Below are 16,946 nucleotides of genomic sequence, written 5' to 3'. Positions count from 1 at the left end.
GGGATAGGCATCAGAAGCGGTAGGTGGTGCAACCGACCTCGATGCCGGAGCCAACTGTCACGACCAACGCGATGTCACCCGGACCTACCAGCTGGTGCGTCCAGGCATACTCCAAACCGTATGGCAGACATGACGAGAACAGGTCGGTTCCGGTCGGCAGGTCGACAAATAGTGAAGCCGGAATTTCGAGGCGCGCAGCAAGTGTGGCTTGGTCCGCTACCGACAGGTGCGGAGGGAACACGGCTGCAATCTCGGAGCGGTCCAGCTCCTCGAGCTTTAGGAGCTCCTCGACCGCGGCGGGGATGCAATCCAGGTAGTGGGCCGCCAGGTTCGGATCGCGGTCGATCTGCAACCAGCTCTGTCCGTCTCGTTGCTGCAAGTATGTTTCCAATGAGGTGGCGTACTCGGGATGGTGATGGAAGACAAATCGGCCGAAGCCTGTATCGCCGTCGCCGCTGCCCAAAATCACCGCAGCACCCGTTTCACTGATGCCATACAGCGCGTGCTCGCCAGCTACGCTGTTGTTCTCGATTTCGGCCGCCGCAACCATTGCGTGCCCGGCCTTACCGGCGCAGATCATCTGTACGGCCACGTGGCACGCGTTGAGGAATCCGACCGCGCCATTGAGCACATCGAAGGCGAAAGTTTTCGGCCCGTGCGGAGTTTCAATGTCTTCGTTCGCGCCGATTTGCTGGGCGACGAGCGCTGCGATGGCGGGCTCGGCGATGAAATCTTCCCGGTACACCCCGGCATAGATGACCAAGTCGAGCTCTGCCGGGTCGCGGCCGCATTGATCCAGGCACCGTCTGCCGGCCTGTGCGGCGAGGTCGACGACACTGCGGGGTCCGGACTGTTCGGCAGGCGCGGTGCCCACCGATTCGATTCGCACCCGGGGGGTAGTGGACGGCTCCGGGGGTCGTCGGCGGGTCGAAAGAACACGGTCGCGCCGGTGGTCGGGCTCGCGACGCATCCGGGCCGGCAGATCGTCGAACGTATAGAGCGCGGCACCGATCGTCTGTCCGGTGCCGCTGATACCGAAGACCACATTGTCTCCGGGATTGATTCGGTCCGCCTGAATTTGGTCGGCGAGCGCAACGAAATGTGTTGTGCTCGCGGTGTTTCCCCGTTCGGTCAGGTTGTTGATGACGTTGGTTGAGTTGGCCGCGCCGGGTCCGAACAACTGATTCATCGCCACCATCGCATCGTTCAGCGACGATTTGGAGGTCTGGTGTATGACGAAGTGGTCGCAGTGCTCGGCGCGCCAGCCGTATCTGTCCATCACGGCGGCGGCGTAGGGCACCAAACGCTTGACCACCGTGGCGGTCAAATTGACCGAGTCCACGGTCATGATCGCACCGCCGTGGGCACCACCGCTCGCCTTGGCTATACATAGGGTGCTGTACCGGCTCAGGGTGGCCAGGTCGATGTCGTGGAAGCCGACGCGATCATCGGGACCGCGCTCGAGAATCACCGCGGCGCCGGCGTCGCCGATGGTCAGGCAGGCCAGTCGCGGGTCCATTGGCCCTTGGATTTCCTTCTGCGCGGTCTCGGTCACATGGGTGGTGTATTCGCCACTGACGACCAGAACCCTTTGCGCCAGCCCGGTTTGGAGAAACGCGTCGCCCACGACAATGCCGGTGAACATCCCGGCACATGCGTTGGAGATGTCGAAGGCAATCGCATTGTTGAGGCCACATTGCTCCCGTAGCCGCGCCGCGGTGCTGGGCTCGTACATGATCTTGTCGGGTGCGTCGTAGCGGGAGATGTTGCAGCAGATGACCAGATCGATGTCGTCGGGCGCATGGCTCGATCGGGCCAGGCAGTCGACCACCGCGTTTCGGGCCAGGTCTATCGAGAACTCGTCGGGTCCGACCACCCGCCTGCTGCTGATGCCGGTCAGGCGCTCCAACGGGATGCCGACCTCGTTGGCGCACCCGGCGAGCACGGTCTCGGTCGTCAGCACTCCCGGCGGCAAATACACACCGATGCTTTCCATCACCGTGTTTCGCCGTCGCTCGCCCGTCGCGCCAATCGGCGCCGCGGTAGCCGAAGCGGTGAGCCGCTTAGCGGACTCGCCCGAGTCGATGACTGTCTCAACGTTCGCTGGTGCGGCAATATCTGCGGTTTCCGGTTCAGCCTGCGCGGCCTGTCCGTACTCGGCGGCCAGCTCGGCGATCGTGCCGAACGCGAACACCGATTCCGGCCGCAGCGGCAGCTTGGCCGCATTGGCTTTCGCCGCCACCTCCAGGCTGTGGCTCGAGGAGCCGCCCAGGGCGAAGAAATCGTCATGCACCCCAACGGTTTCCAGTTCGAGCACTGCACACCAGATCTCGGCAAGGATCTGCTCGGCGGGTGTGCGCGGAGCGACGAACTCCGGTCCGCTGACCACCGACTCGCCACGCGCCCGGAGCGCGCGGCGGTCTACTTTTCCGCTCGACGTGTGCGGCAGCGACTCGGTAACCGAGAAGACAGCGGGCACCATGGCAGCGGGAAGTTGTTGGAGCAGGAAGCGGCGCAGCTCGGCAACACTGGGCTCAGCTCCGCGCGCTGCCACGATGTGCGCGACCAGCCGGGTGGCGCCGCGGTCATCCTGGTCGGCCACCACCGCGTTCTCCACGATTCCGGGGTGTCTTTGCAGCGCGACCTCCACTTCGGCCGGTTCGATCCGCACGCCGCGGATCTTTACCTGGTCATCGCGGCGTCCCAGGTATTCGATGTTGCCGTCGGGCAAGTAGCGCGCCAGGTCACCGGTGCGATACATGCGCTGATCCGGATCCGCGGCGAACGGATCGGGAAGGAAGGCAGCCGATGTCGCCTCGGGCTGGTTGAGGTAGCCGCGCGCCACACCCACCCCGCCGATGAACAGCTCGCCCGGCACTCCGACCGGCACCGGTTGGAGATGAGCATCGAGCAGGTGAATGCGAATGTTGGCGATGGGTCGCCCGATCGGGACCGGAGAGCGCAACTCGCCACGCCTGCAGTGAAAATGGGTGACGTCGATCGCCGCTTCGGTGGGGCCGTACAGGTTGTACAGTTCGGCGTCCAATGTCGCCAGGAAGCGCTCCTGCACGTCGTACGGCAGCACCTCGCCGCTGCAGAACACCCTGCGTAAGCCGACGCAGTCGGTCACCCGTGGCTCGGCGAGGAAGGCGCGCAACATCGACGGCACGAAATGGACGGTCGTTACGGCCTGATCCGCGATGGTGCGAACCAGGCCGGCGGGGTCCTTGTGCGCCTCGGGTTCGGCGATCACAAGCCGCGCGCCGACGATCAGCGGCCAGAAGATCTCCCAGATCGACGGGTCGAACGTTATCGGAGTCTTGTGCAGCACCCGGTCAGCTGCCGTGAGCTGGTAAGCCGCCTGCATCCACAACAGGCGGTTGCGGATCCCGGCATGGGTGTTGAGCGCACCCTTCGGTGTCCCGGTGGAACCGGAGGTGTGGACCACGTAGGCAAGCTCGGCCGACCGATTGCGGCTGTTGGTGGCAAAGGGCGGGGCAAACCCGCCCGATGGTGCGGGCGTCGGCGGCAGGTCGAGACAGAGGCGGTGGCCGGTGAACCCCTGCAGTCTGTCCAGATGCCGCTGGTGCGTGACGCACACGACAGCGTCGGGCACGTTATCGATCATCGCCGCGATGCGGCTGGCGGGTTGCGCGGGATCGAGCGGCATGAAGGCACCGCCTGCCTTGAGTGCGCCCAGCAGTGCCACAACCAAGTCTGGCGAACGGTCCAGGAGGACCGGAATGATGCACTCGGGGCCCACCCCGAGTTGCCGCAGCTGAGCGGCCAGCACATCGGCTTGCCCATCGAGCTCGGCGTAGGTCATCTCGCGGTTGCCGAAAGCGAGGGCGACAACGTCGGGGGTGCGCCGGGCGGCGTCGGCCACCATGTCGTGGATAGTGTCGGGAGCGTCGTAACAGACGCTGGTGTCGTTCCACTCAACCTCTTGACTGCGCTCAGCCTCGGTGCGCAGTGGCAGCTTCGACAAGCGGCTGGCCGGATCGGTGACGATTCCGTCGAGCAGCATGATGAAGTTCCCGACCATCCGCTCTATCGTTGCGGCATCGAAGAGGTCGGCGTTGTAGTGCAGATCGCAGCTGAACTTCCCGTCCACATCGGCAACCTGAATCATCATGTCGAAGGCCGCACCGCCCTGGCCGACGTGAATCGTCCGCAGCTCAAGCGCTTCCGGATCCGCGGTACCGTCCTGGAATCGGCGCGCCTGTTCCCACGCAAACGAAACCTGAACGAGCGGTGTGTAGCTCAAGTCGCGGATCGGACGAAGCCGCTCGACGAGCAACGCAAAGGGGTAATCCTGATGCGCGAGCGCACCCAGAACCGTCTTCTTGACCCTGTCCAGCAGAGACGAGAACGTCGGATCACCGTGCAGGTCGGTGCGCAGGACTACGGTATTGGCGACGTAGCCGACCAAGCCCTCCATCCCGACCCGATCGCGGCATGCGAACGGCGAGCCGATGAGAAGGTCGTCTTGGCCGGTGTAACGGTGCAGCAGCGTGGCGTATGCAGCGAGAAAGGTCATGTACGGTGTCGCACCCGCGTTGCGGGCCACCGCCCTAAGGCCCGACGCCAGTCGGCCGTCGAGGGTGAACCGTTGCAGCGCACTGCGATACGTCGGCGACGCCGATCGCGGCCGGTCGGTCGCCAGGCCAAGCTTGGGCAGCTCGCCGCCCAGCTGTTCACGCCAGTAATGCCAAAGGCGGTCCCCTTCCGCGCCCGACATCAGCTGCATTTGTTGATCCGCATAGCCGACATAACGCTCCGGGCAGAGCGGTGGCTCGTCCGAACCATGCTGTGCGGCATACAGTTTGCAGAGTTCATCCAGGATGACGTCAACGGACCAGAAATCGGCGGCGATGTGATGGACCGCCAGCACCAGGACGTGTTCGTGGGGTGATTGGCGCAGCAGCGTCAAGCGGAAAACCGGTCCAGTTCGCAGGTCGAACGCGCGGTCGGATTCCCGGCGAATCCATTCGTCGACATCGTGCGTGCCCACGTCCTGTCGGGCTATGTGCACCGGCCAATGCGGGTGCACCAGTTGGACAGGTTGCCCGTCGCGCTCGGCGAAGGTGGTGCGCAGAATGGCATGCCGTTCGACAAGTGCCTGGGCGGCGCGTTCCAGGGCCGGCACGTCGAGGTCACCGCTGACCCGACCGGCATAGGTGAGGGTGTAGGCAGGGTTGTCGGGCGCAAGTTGATGGAGAAACCACAGGGACCGCTGGCCGTAGGACAGTGGATGCGCCGACGCCGAAGCCGCCGCCCGCTCCATCAACAATCTAGCCAACAGCGCACGCTTCTCCTGCGCGGAGAGCCCGCCGATGTCAATCGACGGGTCCCTGGAACTATCTTTCATCCTGATCTGCCTTGCCGGTCATGAGCTGGCGGAGTAGTTCATCGACGTCGTCGTCGGGAACCTGCGGTACCTGGTTCAACAGGTCGATCCAGAGTGAGCCGGCCGCGTCGGCCGCCTCGTCAGGCTGCGTCACGTCAGGTGGGGTCGCGCCGCTGTCAACCGACGGATCGTGCTGATCGGGTCCTGCGCCCGACAGCTGGTCGGCAAGCCAGTCGCTGAGGCCCGCGATGCTGCCCCCATCGAGCAACCGAACGGCCGGGACGGCGATGCCCAGGTCGTGTTGAATTTGGTTGCGCAGCGTCAGCGCGGTGAGTGAGTCGATCCCGAGGCGGTCGAGGGCCGACTGACTGTCCAGCTGCGAGGGCATCACGCCCAGTCTGCTGGCCGCCAACTCGCACAGGTAAGACTCGAGCAGCCGCTGGCGCTCCTGCCGATCCGCGCGGCGCAGTGTGTCGATGAGGCTCATCTCACGGACGCTCGTGTCGGCCAGCCCGGCGAACAGCGAAGAATTCTGCGCGCTGGGAAAGGACCGGAACCATTGGTGGGCGTCGAGGTTGAACACTCCGGTGCGGGCTCGATCGGCGAGGAGCAGCTGCTGTATGGCGGCCAGTCCCAGTGCCGGGTGCAGCATCGAGAAGCCCCGGTCAGCCAGGAACTGTGCACGACCCACCTCGGCCCACGGGCCCCAGTTGATGCCAATCGCGGGCAGGCCGTGGGCGCGCCGGTAGGCCACCAGCCCGTCGACCCAGGAGTTGGCGGCCGCGTAGGCCCCTTGTCCGGGGGAACCCAGCATCGAAGCGGCCGACGAAAAGCTCAGCCACCAATCGAGATCGAGGTGCGCGGTCGCCTTGTGCAACCACCAGTGGCCGGCCACCTTAGGGGCGAACACGCGCTCTGCCGCCGGCTCCGACATGTTCGACACAATCTCGTCGGCCAACACCATCGCACTGTGCACCACACCGGCCAGTCGCAGTCCGGCCTGCTCGACAGCCGCCACCAACCGCACCGCGGTCTCCGGTTGCGAGATATCGCCGGTGATGACCTGCACCCGGTCACCCGAGGCGTTCAGTGCTGCGATTGCCGCGGCAACCTCGCCGCCGGGATCTGAACGCCCGTTGAGGACAACAAGATCCGCGCCCTGCTCCAGCAACCAGCGTGCCACGACAAGGCCCAACCCGCCCATGCCACCCACCACGATGTAGCCGGCTTCACGCCGGATCAGCGGTTGCGCCGGGGGCTGCGCGAGCGCTGCGATGCGGCCCTGGTCCGGCATCGAGATGACGACTTTGCCGAGTTGGCGCTCCGTGGCCATCATCTGGAAGGCGTCGATCGCCTGGTCGAGGCTGAACTCGGTGACCGGGAGCATCCGCAGCTGGCCCACCACTAGTTGTCGCAGAATGTCTTGCAGTAGCTCACGGTAACGTCGTGGCTGCAGCTGCAGGTTCAGATCAAGGTCGACTACCGCAAAAGCCGCGCCCTTGGCTCGCAACGCCGGCCCCAACTGAGCATCGGCGTAGACGTCGCTGCTGCCCAGGTCCACGAACCGCCCACCCGGAGCCAGTATCTCCAGACCGCACCGTATGGCCTCGCCGCCGACAGAATTGAGAATGACATCGACACCGTGACCGTGGGTGGCCGCAGCAATCTCGCCGGCGAACTCCCGGGTGCCAGAGTCGCCGACATACTCAACACCCAGCTGCGCCAACATCTCCCGCTGGGTCGCCGAACCTGCGGTGGCGTAGATGTGAGCCCCGATCGCCCTGGCTATCGAAACCGCGGCCAACCCGACGTCACCGGCGGCCGAATGAATCAGTATCCGATCGCCAGCCGACAGCCGCCCCACCTCGGCCACGCCATGCCATGCCGTCAGGTAGGCACGTCCCACCGCGGCCGCTTCGAGGTGTGAGATCTCCTCCGGCGCCGGCACGACGAGATCGGCCGACGTAGTCAGATGCGATGCGCACGAGCCGGTTCCGAACGCTATGACGCGTTGCCCGATACGCACCGAGTTGACTGCCGTGCCCAGCCTGGTCACGTATCCCACACATTCGCCACCCAGGGCCGGCGCGCCGTCGTGCCCCGTCGAAGCCAAGCCCCTCGCCTTGAGCACATCGCCGGCATTGAGCCCCGCGGCCACCACTCGAACCTCGACCTGATCCGCTGCCGGCGGCACGCGGCTCATCGCATGTACCGCCAAAGTGTCAAGCCGGCCTGGTTCGTCGACCTGCAACCTCAGCGCGGCGCCACCATCGAGATCGACCAGCACCTCACGGTGCTCGGCAGAGAATTCACCACTAGCCGAAACAGGAACCGCAACAAGGCGATTGACATACGCTTGTCGATCGCGTAAAGTCATCTCGTCGTGGCCGCGATCGGCACACAGCTCGTCAACAAGCGCGTCGGCCGATCGGCCGCCCTCGGCCTCGACATCAACAATGGTGCTCGCCAGCTCCGGATGCTCAAACGTCAACACCCGAGCGATTCCCCGAAGCGTGCTCTGCGCCAGCGTCACCGACTCATCGGCGGTTACCTGCGCAGCCCCGCGGGTCACGATCCACAACCGGGGCCTGCGATCCAACCTGTTCTGCGGCAATGCCTTCACAATGTCAGCGACAAACAACGTACGCGACCGGGCCAGCTCCAACTGCTCGCCGTCGGGCAGAGCCTCATCGGCCGAACGCGGTGGACACACCAGAACGACTGCCTGCCAGCACACGTCCTCATCAGCCAGCGCTTTGCGCAGCCCGGCTTGATCCCCGGCCATTACCACCTGACACCGCAACGCCCGCCGCCCAAGCCCGGCGCATAACGCATCCCAGAATCCGTCCGAGCTGTGGTCGCCGCCACCATGTCCATCGACGATCAAAACCGGGCCCATTTCTGCGACCGGGTTAGCCGAATCGACCGGTTCCCAATGCAGGGCGAACGCGTGACGGGCCAGCGCGGCAACGGTTCCCGGCCGAACCACCGCCATGTCGATCTCGTCAATGACCATCAGGGTCTGTCCCTGGGCGTCGCGCAGCACCACCTGGCCCAAGAACCGATCCGGATTCGACGTGGGTCGTAACACCGCCAGTGCTGCGGCACCCTCGGTCACATCCCGGTAGACGCGGATACCGGAGAACCGCGCCGGAACCACCACCGCTTCCGCGTTTCCTGCTCCGGCCAACTCTGTGGCGAGCCGAGTCGCACCAAGTGCCTGTAAGGCAATATCCACCATCACTGGATGAGCATGGAACCGTCGCGCCCCCTGACCGGCCGGCGCCGGCAACCGAACCTCGGCGCGTGCCGCGCCGCAGCCGAACACGTTGAGCCCAACAACCCCTTGGAAGGCAGGGCCGTGCTGCTGACCGGCACTGCGCAAGCGTCGATACAGATCCGCGACCTCCAGCTTCCGCACCGACGACTCGTCGACGTCGATCGGCACAGCAACCGTGGCCGTGGCGCGCTCCAACACCGCGCTGGCATGCAGCGTCCAACCCGAATCAGCACTACCCGAACGGATTTCCACGCTCGGTCGAGATGCGGCTCCGCTCAGTCTCGTGACGACAACGGTGCCTTCGCGAATCGGCATCAATTGGTGCAGGAGCAACTCGGCAACAGCCCAAGGCCTGTCGCCATCGGCGCCGAATGCCTCCGCGGCCGCTGCCAATGCCAACTCGACGTACGCCGTTCCCGGCAACACACACGCGCCATCAATGCGGTGATCGGCAAGCCACAACAAGTCGGGACTCAAGGTACGTTCCCACACCCGAATCCCGTTCGTGGGATCAGTGACACCGGCCCCCAGTAGCGGATGGCCATCCATGGCACCCGCGGCCGACGGCTTGGTGGCAATCCAGTGTCGACCATGCTGCCAAGGAGTAGTCGGCAATACCGGATGCGGTCCGGGCGGGTGCGGTACGCGCGGCGGGTGACTTGTGGTGGCCGCGTTAAGGCTGGTGTGGAAGCTGATCGTGTCATCACCGTCACGCCACAGCGTGCCGATGCTGTGATGGTGGATCGCCGGTCCCAGGGTTTCGGTGATGGCGTACGTCAGCACCGGGTGTGGGCTGATTTCGATAAAGGTGGTGTGGGCTCGCGCGGCGGTGGTGATGGCCTGGCTCAGCAGCACTGGCTGACGCAGGCTGTCCGCCCAATAGTCGGCGTCCAACCGTGGTGTGCCGGTTTCGGTGATGGTAGAGAGCAACGGTATCCGCGGCGTCCTGGGCGTCAAATCCGCTAGTGCCAAACGCAACTCGGGCAGAATCGGATCCATCAGAGTGGTGTGCGAAGCCACCTCCATTTTGACCTGCCGGGCAAATCGGTCTTGCTGCTGTACGGCGGTGATCACCCCGGCCACCTGGCCGGGACGTCCGGCGACCACGGTTTGGCGCGGCGACAGCAAACCCGCCACGCTGACCCCGGGAAAGGCGTGCAGCAGCTCGGTCGTGGCCTCTGCGTCGAGTTCCAGCAGGGCCACCGCGCCCTGGCCGGCCAGTCGAGCCATCAACCGGGATCGGACCGCGACCAGCCGCAATCCCTCGGCGGGTGTCAGCGCCCCAGCCACCATCGCGGCGGATACCTCGCCCACCGAATGGCCGATCACCGCATCAGGATCGACCCCATAGGATCGCCAAAGCGCCGTCAACGCCAGCTGCAGGCCTACCAGCACCGGTTGAACCCGAGCATCACCGAGCACCGGCTGCCCCTCGGCCAGCACTTGGTGCAACGAAAATCCAACATGGTCGACGAATAGCGGTTCCAGTTCGGCCACCGCGGCGGCGAATGCCGGTTCATCGGCCAACAGCTGTCGACCCATGCCCGGCCACTGCGATCCCTGACCGGAATACACGAATACCGTTCCGGGCCCGCAAGTTCCCTCATGCGGGAGCACCACGCCGGGCGCTGGACGTCCGTGGGCCACCGCCTGCAGGCCGGCCACTGCCGCGGCCCGATCACGCGCACACACCGAGGCAAACTGCGGATAACGCGTCCGGTGAAAAGCAAGCGTATGGGCGACCTCCGCCACACCAACCCTGGCACCGGCACCGGCCATCCACTCGGCCAACACTCCTGCCGTCGACGAGATCCGCTGCGACGTCTTCCCCGAGACCACCAACGTGTTGACCACCGGATGCGGCTGCGGCGCACTGACAACCGGTTCGGGAGCCTGCTCCAAAACCACGTGCGCATTCGTGCCACCGAAGCCGAACGACGAGACCCCGGCGCGCCGTGTCCGTCCCACTGACGGCCACTGTTGTCGGTCCGCGACGACTTTCAACCGCAGCTGATCAAATGGAATATGGGGATTCGGGGTCTGGAAGTGCAGGGTTGCCGGGATGCAGCCACGCTCCAGCGCCAACACCGTCTTGATAAAACCCGCGATTCCTGCCGCTGCCTCCAAATGACCGAGATTCGTCTTGATGGAGCCGATCAACAGCGGCGAGCCGTTCGGGCGCCCGCGACCCAACACCGTGCCCAGCGCGCGTGCCTCGATCGGGTCGCCCAATAAAGTTCCGGTCCCATGTGCCTCGATATACTGCACCTCGCGCTGCTGCACGTTGGCGTTGGCATAGGCCGCTCGCAGCACCGCCATCTGAGCAGCCGGATTGGGGGCCATCAAACCGTTGGACCGGCCATCTTGATTGACCGCCGAACCCTGCACTACCGCCAGCACCCGATCGCCGTCATGCAGCGCGTCGGTCAGCCGCTTGAGCACCACCACGCCACAGCCCTCGCCGCGCACAAACCCGTCGGCGGCGGCATCAAAGGCATGGCACAGGCCGGTCTGGGACAACACACCGGCTTGATCGAAGCCGCGAAAAACCGCGGGCGATAACAACAGGTTGACCCCTGCGGCAATGGCCAGGTCGGAGTCGCCGTTGCGCAGGCTTTGACAGGCCAGGTGTACCGCTACCAATGAAGATGAACAGGCCGTATCGACGGATACCGAAGGTCCGCGCAAGTCGAGGACATACGAGAGCCGGTTGGCGATGATGCTCAATGCGCCGCCGGTGTTGCTCCACGCATCGACCGTTGGCAGGTGGGTGGACCCCAAGTACCCATACTCGCTGCCGCAAGCACCGGCAAACACTCCGGTCTGCGAGCGGCGCAATGAAGTCGCCGGAATCCCAGCATGTTCCAGGGCCTCCCAGGCAACCTCCAGCAACAGGCGCTGCTGGGGATCCATCTTGGCGGCTTCGCTAGGGGAGATCTCGAAGAACTCGGCATCGAAGGTATCGATTTCACTCAGGAACGAGCCCCATCGAGTGGTCTGGGCGAGCGTCGCCGCTACCTCAGGGGAACCGTCATCGAATAGCCCCCAGCGATCGGCGGGGACTTCTCCGACTGAGCAGTGACCTTCCATGAGAAACCGCCACAGTGCTTCCGGGCCAGATATCCCACCGGGGAACCGGCATCCCAGGCCGACCACTGCGATTGGTTCGTGGACCGAACGATCGCTCGAGTTCCTCGTGTCCGCTGCGGTTTCCGACTGCTGCTCCGGCACGCTCAGAAATCCCACCAGAGCATTTATCGTCGGATGCTGCCAGAAATCCACCGGTGAGATGGGCCGACCGACCAGCTTGGCTAATTCTCCCGACATCCCCATCGCATCCCGGGAGCCCAAACCCAGGTCTTTGAACGACAGGTCTGGGTCTATCTGGTGGGGGTCACACTCAATGTTGGTTACTAGGTAGTCAACTAGCCACTTTCGAAGTTCAGCCTCGTCAGGGGAGCTCGGGGTCACCGTCCGACCTTGATGCTCTGTAACTCACCCCGACGGTACGTCTCGGCACACGCTGAACGCTGAATCTTGCCGCTGGTTGTGGTCGGAAGCGAACCGCGCGCCACGAACACGAGATCTGCGACGCGCAGTCCGTGCGAGCGTGAAATCGCTGAGCTGACTTGACTCTTCAACGAGCTAAGCCGTTCCCTGTGTTGCTCATCGGAGTCGCTCGGGTTCTTCACCTCGGCGATGGCTACTAACCGCTCGGTCCCGTCATTGGCAACAGACACCGCGGCAACTCGACCGCCGGTAATTTCCTGAACGGTTGCCTCGATGTCCTCCGGATAGTGATTGGAACCGTCCACGATCAGCAGATCCTTGATGCGGCCGATGACGAACAACTCGTCCTCGGAAATGACCCCCAGATCGCCCGTTCTCAACCACGGTCCCGCTGGCGTGCCTACCGACGGATTGAGAAGCCAGGCCTGGAAAGTCTGCTCGGTCTCGTTCTGTTTGCGCCAATACCCCATGGCCACGTTGTCGCCGCACACCCAGATCTCGCCGGTCCTGCCTGCAGGGCATTCGGTCTGGGTCGCAGGATCGACGATCCGAACAATCGGTGATTCTGACAAGGTGTAATTCAATAGCGCGGTACCGCCACCGAGGCAGCGCTCGGCTCGCCCCGCCGACAGTTCCTTCGAATCGAAATAGACTGTTCTGGGCGGCTGAGCCCGTCTGCTGGTCGATACGTAAACCACTGTCTCGGCGAGCCCATACGTGGGCCGGATCACGGTGTCGGACAGGTTGAATGGCGCGAACCGGCGGGTGAAGCGCTCCAGGGTCGCGGGCTGCACTCGCTCGCCGCCGCTGCAGATGGACAACACGCCGCCGAGATCAAGCCCGGCCATGTCTTCGTCTGTAGTCTTTCGCGCCGCCAATTCGAACGCGAAGTTGGGCGCCGACGAGAAGGTGGTCCCATTCGTGGCGAGCAGTTGCATCCACCGAGCCGGTCGTTGCACGAACGACACTGGACTCATGACCTTGGCGTGGGCTCCGGTCAGCACCGCTTGGCAGATTCCCATCATCAACCCCAAGTCGTGGTAGAACGGCAACCACGAGACGAGGGTCATCTCAGCAGGACCGGCGAACAAGTCGCGAGTCCACTGTTGAAAATTGGCGACCACATTGCGGTGCGAGATCATGACGCCAGCGGGCCGGCGGGTCGATCCGGACGTGTATTGCAGGTACGCGGGCTGAGAAGGAGCGCACCGTACGGGTTCCAGTTCACACGGAGCTTCGAGGTTCAGGGAATCAATCTCGACAACGGCAGCGGCAGAACCGTCGTTGCAGGTGGCCGCATACCTTTCGGCTTCGGCAGCGCCCCAGCTGGTCGTGAGGATCACCGAGGGAGCGCAATCGCGCACCGCTGAATCCACCCTTTCCTCGTGCACACCGAACTGTGGAAACGGCAGTGGAACGGCGATGAACCCGGCATAAAGTGCGCCCAGAAAAGCCATCATGTATTCAAGTCCTTGAGGCGCCAATACCGCGGCCCGGTCACCGCGGGAGCCGCACACCAGCAGTTCTTGGGCAATAACCTGCGCACACTGATGAATTTTCCGCCAGGTGAGAGTTTCGGCGATGCCGTTCGGGTCGGCATCGTAGTCGATGAATGTGTACGCGGCACGGTCGGGATGGCGGTGCGCACGGTCCTGCAGTAGCGCTGTCAAAGACGCTTCATGTGCGATCAGCATCTTCGCTCCGTCTTTCTCGGGATGGCAAGTTGTAAGCGCGCCGGTAGCTGCGGTCGCTCAGTGTAACTTGGAATCGGCGAAGTCGCCGGAAATGTCGAGCGTCCATTATGTGCATTCTGCGCAACAGAAAGTCGCGTGCAATGAAAGAATCGCCCCGGTGAGCCCGGAGGCTTCCACCTTGCTCGATGGCGTCGGGCACCATGGTGGTCGCCATCGACGAGGCCAATCGCCAACCCGGAATCCGCCGGGGGTCGGCGAACCCGACCAGGTCGGAAGATGCGTCAGATCGATCGGCGAACCACAGCTGACTTGGCGCTGCCGGGCCGAACTGCCGCCCCACCAGATCGGCGGGGCGGGCAGCGGCCGGATCAGCGATCGTTGTTTCGGAGGTTTCAATTTTGCTCGCCGGCATCGCATAGTTCGGGCCGCCAACGGGTGGAATCTGCGTCTCATCGTCACTGGCGCAACGGCCGCTCTCAGCGGCGGAGCGAGGCACCCGCATGCGACAAAGTGAATCAACGTATGACGCCATTGTCGTAGGCTCCGGCGCCGCTGGCTCGTGGGCTGCCAAGGAGTTGACGGAAGGCGGCCTGCAGGTGGTCCTGCTCGAGGCCGGCAGAACCCTGGACATCGAGCGTGACTTTCCTGCCGGCGCAGAGCCGGAGTTTGCGGGCATCGGGTGTCGCCTCAAATCGGCGATTCAGGGTCAACACGTTCAGGCGCGGTCCGCAGCATTTTCCGAGACGACCAGTCAGTTTTACGTAAACGACCGGGAGAACCCCTATACGACGACGCCGGGCAATACGTTCCTCTGGTTCAGGGGGCGACAACTTGGTGGCCGCCTCCACACCTGGTACCGGCACGCGCCGCGCATGTCGAATTATGAGTTCAAGGCAGCTACCGTCCGGGGAGACGGCATCGACTGGCCGTTATCGTACGAAGACGTGGCGCCTTACTATGACATTGTCGAACAGGCGCTCGGCATCTACGGAGAACCTGCAGGTATTCCAAATTGTCCCGACGGAAAATTCATCGGGCCCGCGCCGACGACGACGGTCGAAGAGATTTTCATGACCAGAGTCCAGAGACAACTGCCGGATCTTCGTGTGACATACGCCAGAAAAGTCAGATATGACAAAGAGAGGGTTCCGCTGCCCGTCAGGCTCGCGCTGGCAACGGGCCGCCTGAAGGTGCACACCGACGCCATCGTCAGCCGCTTACTGATCGACGACCGGTCGGGTAGGGCGACCGGTGTCGAATATGTCGAGCGCCAATCGGGGCGTACCTACGCCGTTCATGGAAAGGTTGTCGTGCTCTGCGCGTCGACGATCGAAAGTGTGCGTATCCTCCAGAACTCGGCGTGCTCGAGGCATCCGGCAGGTGTCGGCGGCTCGTCGGGTGTTCTCGGCCACTATCTGTCTGACCACGTCGTGTCCACGCTTGTCGGCAACGTGCCTGCTGGAGAAATTGAAGTAGGTCTGAATGAGGATGGGTTTGACTTCGGAAATGTCGGAGTCTACATTCCGAGCTTCTGCGAAAATGAATCGAGAAATTTTCCGGGTGGTTACGGGATCCAGATATCGATCGGTCGCGGCAGGTCGAGGTGGTCGATGACTGCCTTTGGTGAAATGCGGCCCCGATACGAAAATCATATTTCGCTTGACTCTACTGTCAAAGACGCGTGGGGAATACCCGTGGTCAGAATTGGGTGCAGCTATTCTCAGGCCGACCTGAATATGATTGCCCACATGAGGCAGACGCTTTCTGAGATTGCAGCGGCCGGCGGGTTGCATACTGACAGGATTCTCAATCGTTTTCTGCACTCTGGTTTGGCCTACCGTCCGGGAGTGGCGATTCACGAAACCGGCGGCGCGCGCATGGGGGACAAGCCGGACAACTCGGTAGTGAACTCTTACTGTCAGTGCTGGGATGCTGATAATGTATTCGTCACCGACGGCGCCTGCTTCGTGCACTCCGGATTCCAAAATCCCACCCTCACGATAATGGCTCTTACCGTTCGGGCGTGTCGATTCATTCTCGATGACTACGCGAAGCGTGTGGCCTAAATGGAGTACGGCAGGGTTGTCGGGATCGATAAACCTGTCTCCCGAGTCGTCTTTGGCGCCGATCGATTGCGGGCTCGGCTGCTGCCGCTTCCGCGAAATCGCGCCCGCGGACACCAGATTTTCTCGCTTTTGGATCGTAGCTTTGACATCGGATGCAACTCTTTTGACACGGCGCGGTTGTATTGGGACAGTGAACGGACTCTGGGCGCATGGATCCGGGCACGCCGGAACCGAGACAAGATCGTGGTGATCAGCAAGGGATGTCATCCAGAACTACTGTCGGGACGCCCGCGGCTTTCACCTTCTGACGTCACTCGCGACCTGCACGCTTCCCTGAACGCGCTCGGCACCGATTTCATTGACTTGTATCTTCTGCACTACGACCACCCCACCGCCCGCATCGAGCCTCTGATCGAACGGCTCAACCGTCACATCGACGAAGGCAAGATCTGTGCGATAGGCGCGTCGAACTGGGCGCACGAGCGGATATCTGACGCCAACACGATAGCTGCTGCCAGGAGCATGAAACCGTTCAGCGCGTCCAGCGTTCAATTCAGTCTTGCCGACTGGACGCGCGCTCCGTGGCCCGGTGCAGTCACACTTGGGGGTTCCGGCCAGCGTGCCGCCAGGGAATGGTATTCGACGCACGGGCTGCCGGTTTTCGCGTGGTCCAGTCTGGCGCGCGGCTTCTTTTCGGATCACTACGAGCCGCAGAATCCGGGCGGCGACCGTATCAGCCGGTGGTGTTCGAAATACTTCGGGAGCGAACAGAACATCCGGAAGCTGGATCGAGCAAGGGTGTTGGCACGTGAGCACCGGGTCGAGGTGGCGCAGATTGCTCTCGCTTACGTGCTGTCCCACCCGCTTCATCCGTTTGCGGTTGTCGGTTGCAGGACGTACGAGAAGTTCGCGGAAAATGTGGCCGCACTATCGCTGAAGCTCGATGAAGCAACGCTCGAGTGGCTCGCTACGGGTCGTGGCCAAGCTCCGCCGAACCCCCGACACTGAGCCAAGCCGAGTCAGAAGATGCGACCCGTGCCGCAAGG

Annotated in this window: 5 protein-coding genes and 1 pseudogene; 2 read left to right on the top strand and 4 right to left on the bottom strand. The window is 63.5% G+C overall.

Features of this window, described 5'->3' with window-relative positions; all coding sequences use genetic code 11:
• Positions 1–10: 10 nt before the first annotated feature.
• From AC5Y7D_RS01350 to AC5Y7D_RS01335, 4 genes and pseudogenes are all read right to left on the bottom strand, one after another.
• A complete protein-coding gene (locus AC5Y7D_RS01350) occupies positions 11–5,371 on the bottom strand; it encodes an amino acid adenylation domain-containing protein (protein ID WP_499920765.1) in 5,361 nt (1,786 codons plus the stop codon).
• Positions 5,361–12,101 carry an SDR family NAD(P)-dependent oxidoreductase gene (locus tag AC5Y7D_RS01345; RefSeq protein WP_499920763.1) on the bottom strand — a complete coding sequence of 2,247 codons (6,741 nt, stop codon included), beginning with the start codon at positions 12,099–12,101 and terminating at the stop codon, positions 5,361–5,363. Before AC5Y7D_RS01345 ends, AC5Y7D_RS01350 begins: the two co-directional genes overlap by 11 nt.
• Positions 12,098–13,834, bottom strand: coding sequence for an AMP-binding protein (locus tag AC5Y7D_RS01340; protein WP_499920761.1), 1,737 nt, complete (start codon positions 13,832–13,834; stop codon positions 12,098–12,100). Before AC5Y7D_RS01340 ends, AC5Y7D_RS01345 begins: the two co-directional genes overlap by 4 nt.
• A gap of 151 nt (positions 13,835–13,985) precedes the next feature.
• A pseudogene (locus tag AC5Y7D_RS01335) lies at positions 13,986–14,216 on the bottom strand (IS3-like element IS987 family transposase); the annotation flags it as partial.
• Between the two features lie 118 nt (positions 14,217–14,334).
• Between AC5Y7D_RS01335 and AC5Y7D_RS01330 the strand changes: the two are divergent.
• Positions 14,335–15,900, top strand: a complete 1,566-nt coding sequence (locus AC5Y7D_RS01330; RefSeq protein ID WP_499920759.1) for a GMC oxidoreductase — start codon at positions 14,335–14,337, stop codon at positions 15,898–15,900.
• On the top strand, positions 15,901–16,908 hold the full coding sequence (locus tag AC5Y7D_RS01325; protein WP_499920757.1) for an aldo/keto reductase: 1,008 nt from the start codon (positions 15,901–15,903) through the stop codon (positions 16,906–16,908).
• Positions 16,909–16,946 lie beyond the last annotated feature (38 nt).

This window comes from Mycobacterium sp. NGS49 (genome assembly GCF_059812565.1).
This window is presented reverse-complemented; position numbering and strand designations above follow the sequence as displayed.

Coding starts and splice junctions, on each gene's coding strand:
- AC5Y7D_RS01350 (WP_499920765.1), bottom strand. CDS start 5,371: ATGAAAGATAGTTCCAGGGACCCGTCGATTGACATCGGCGGGCTCTCC.
- AC5Y7D_RS01340 (WP_499920761.1), bottom strand. CDS start 13,834: ATGCTGATCGCACATGAAGCGTCTTTGACAGCGCTACTGCAGGACCGT.
- AC5Y7D_RS01330 (WP_499920759.1), top strand. CDS start 14,335: ATGCGACAAAGTGAATCAACGTATGACGCCATTGTCGTAGGCTCCGGC.
- AC5Y7D_RS01325 (WP_499920757.1), top strand. CDS start 15,901: ATGGAGTACGGCAGGGTTGTCGGGATCGATAAACCTGTCTCCCGAGTC.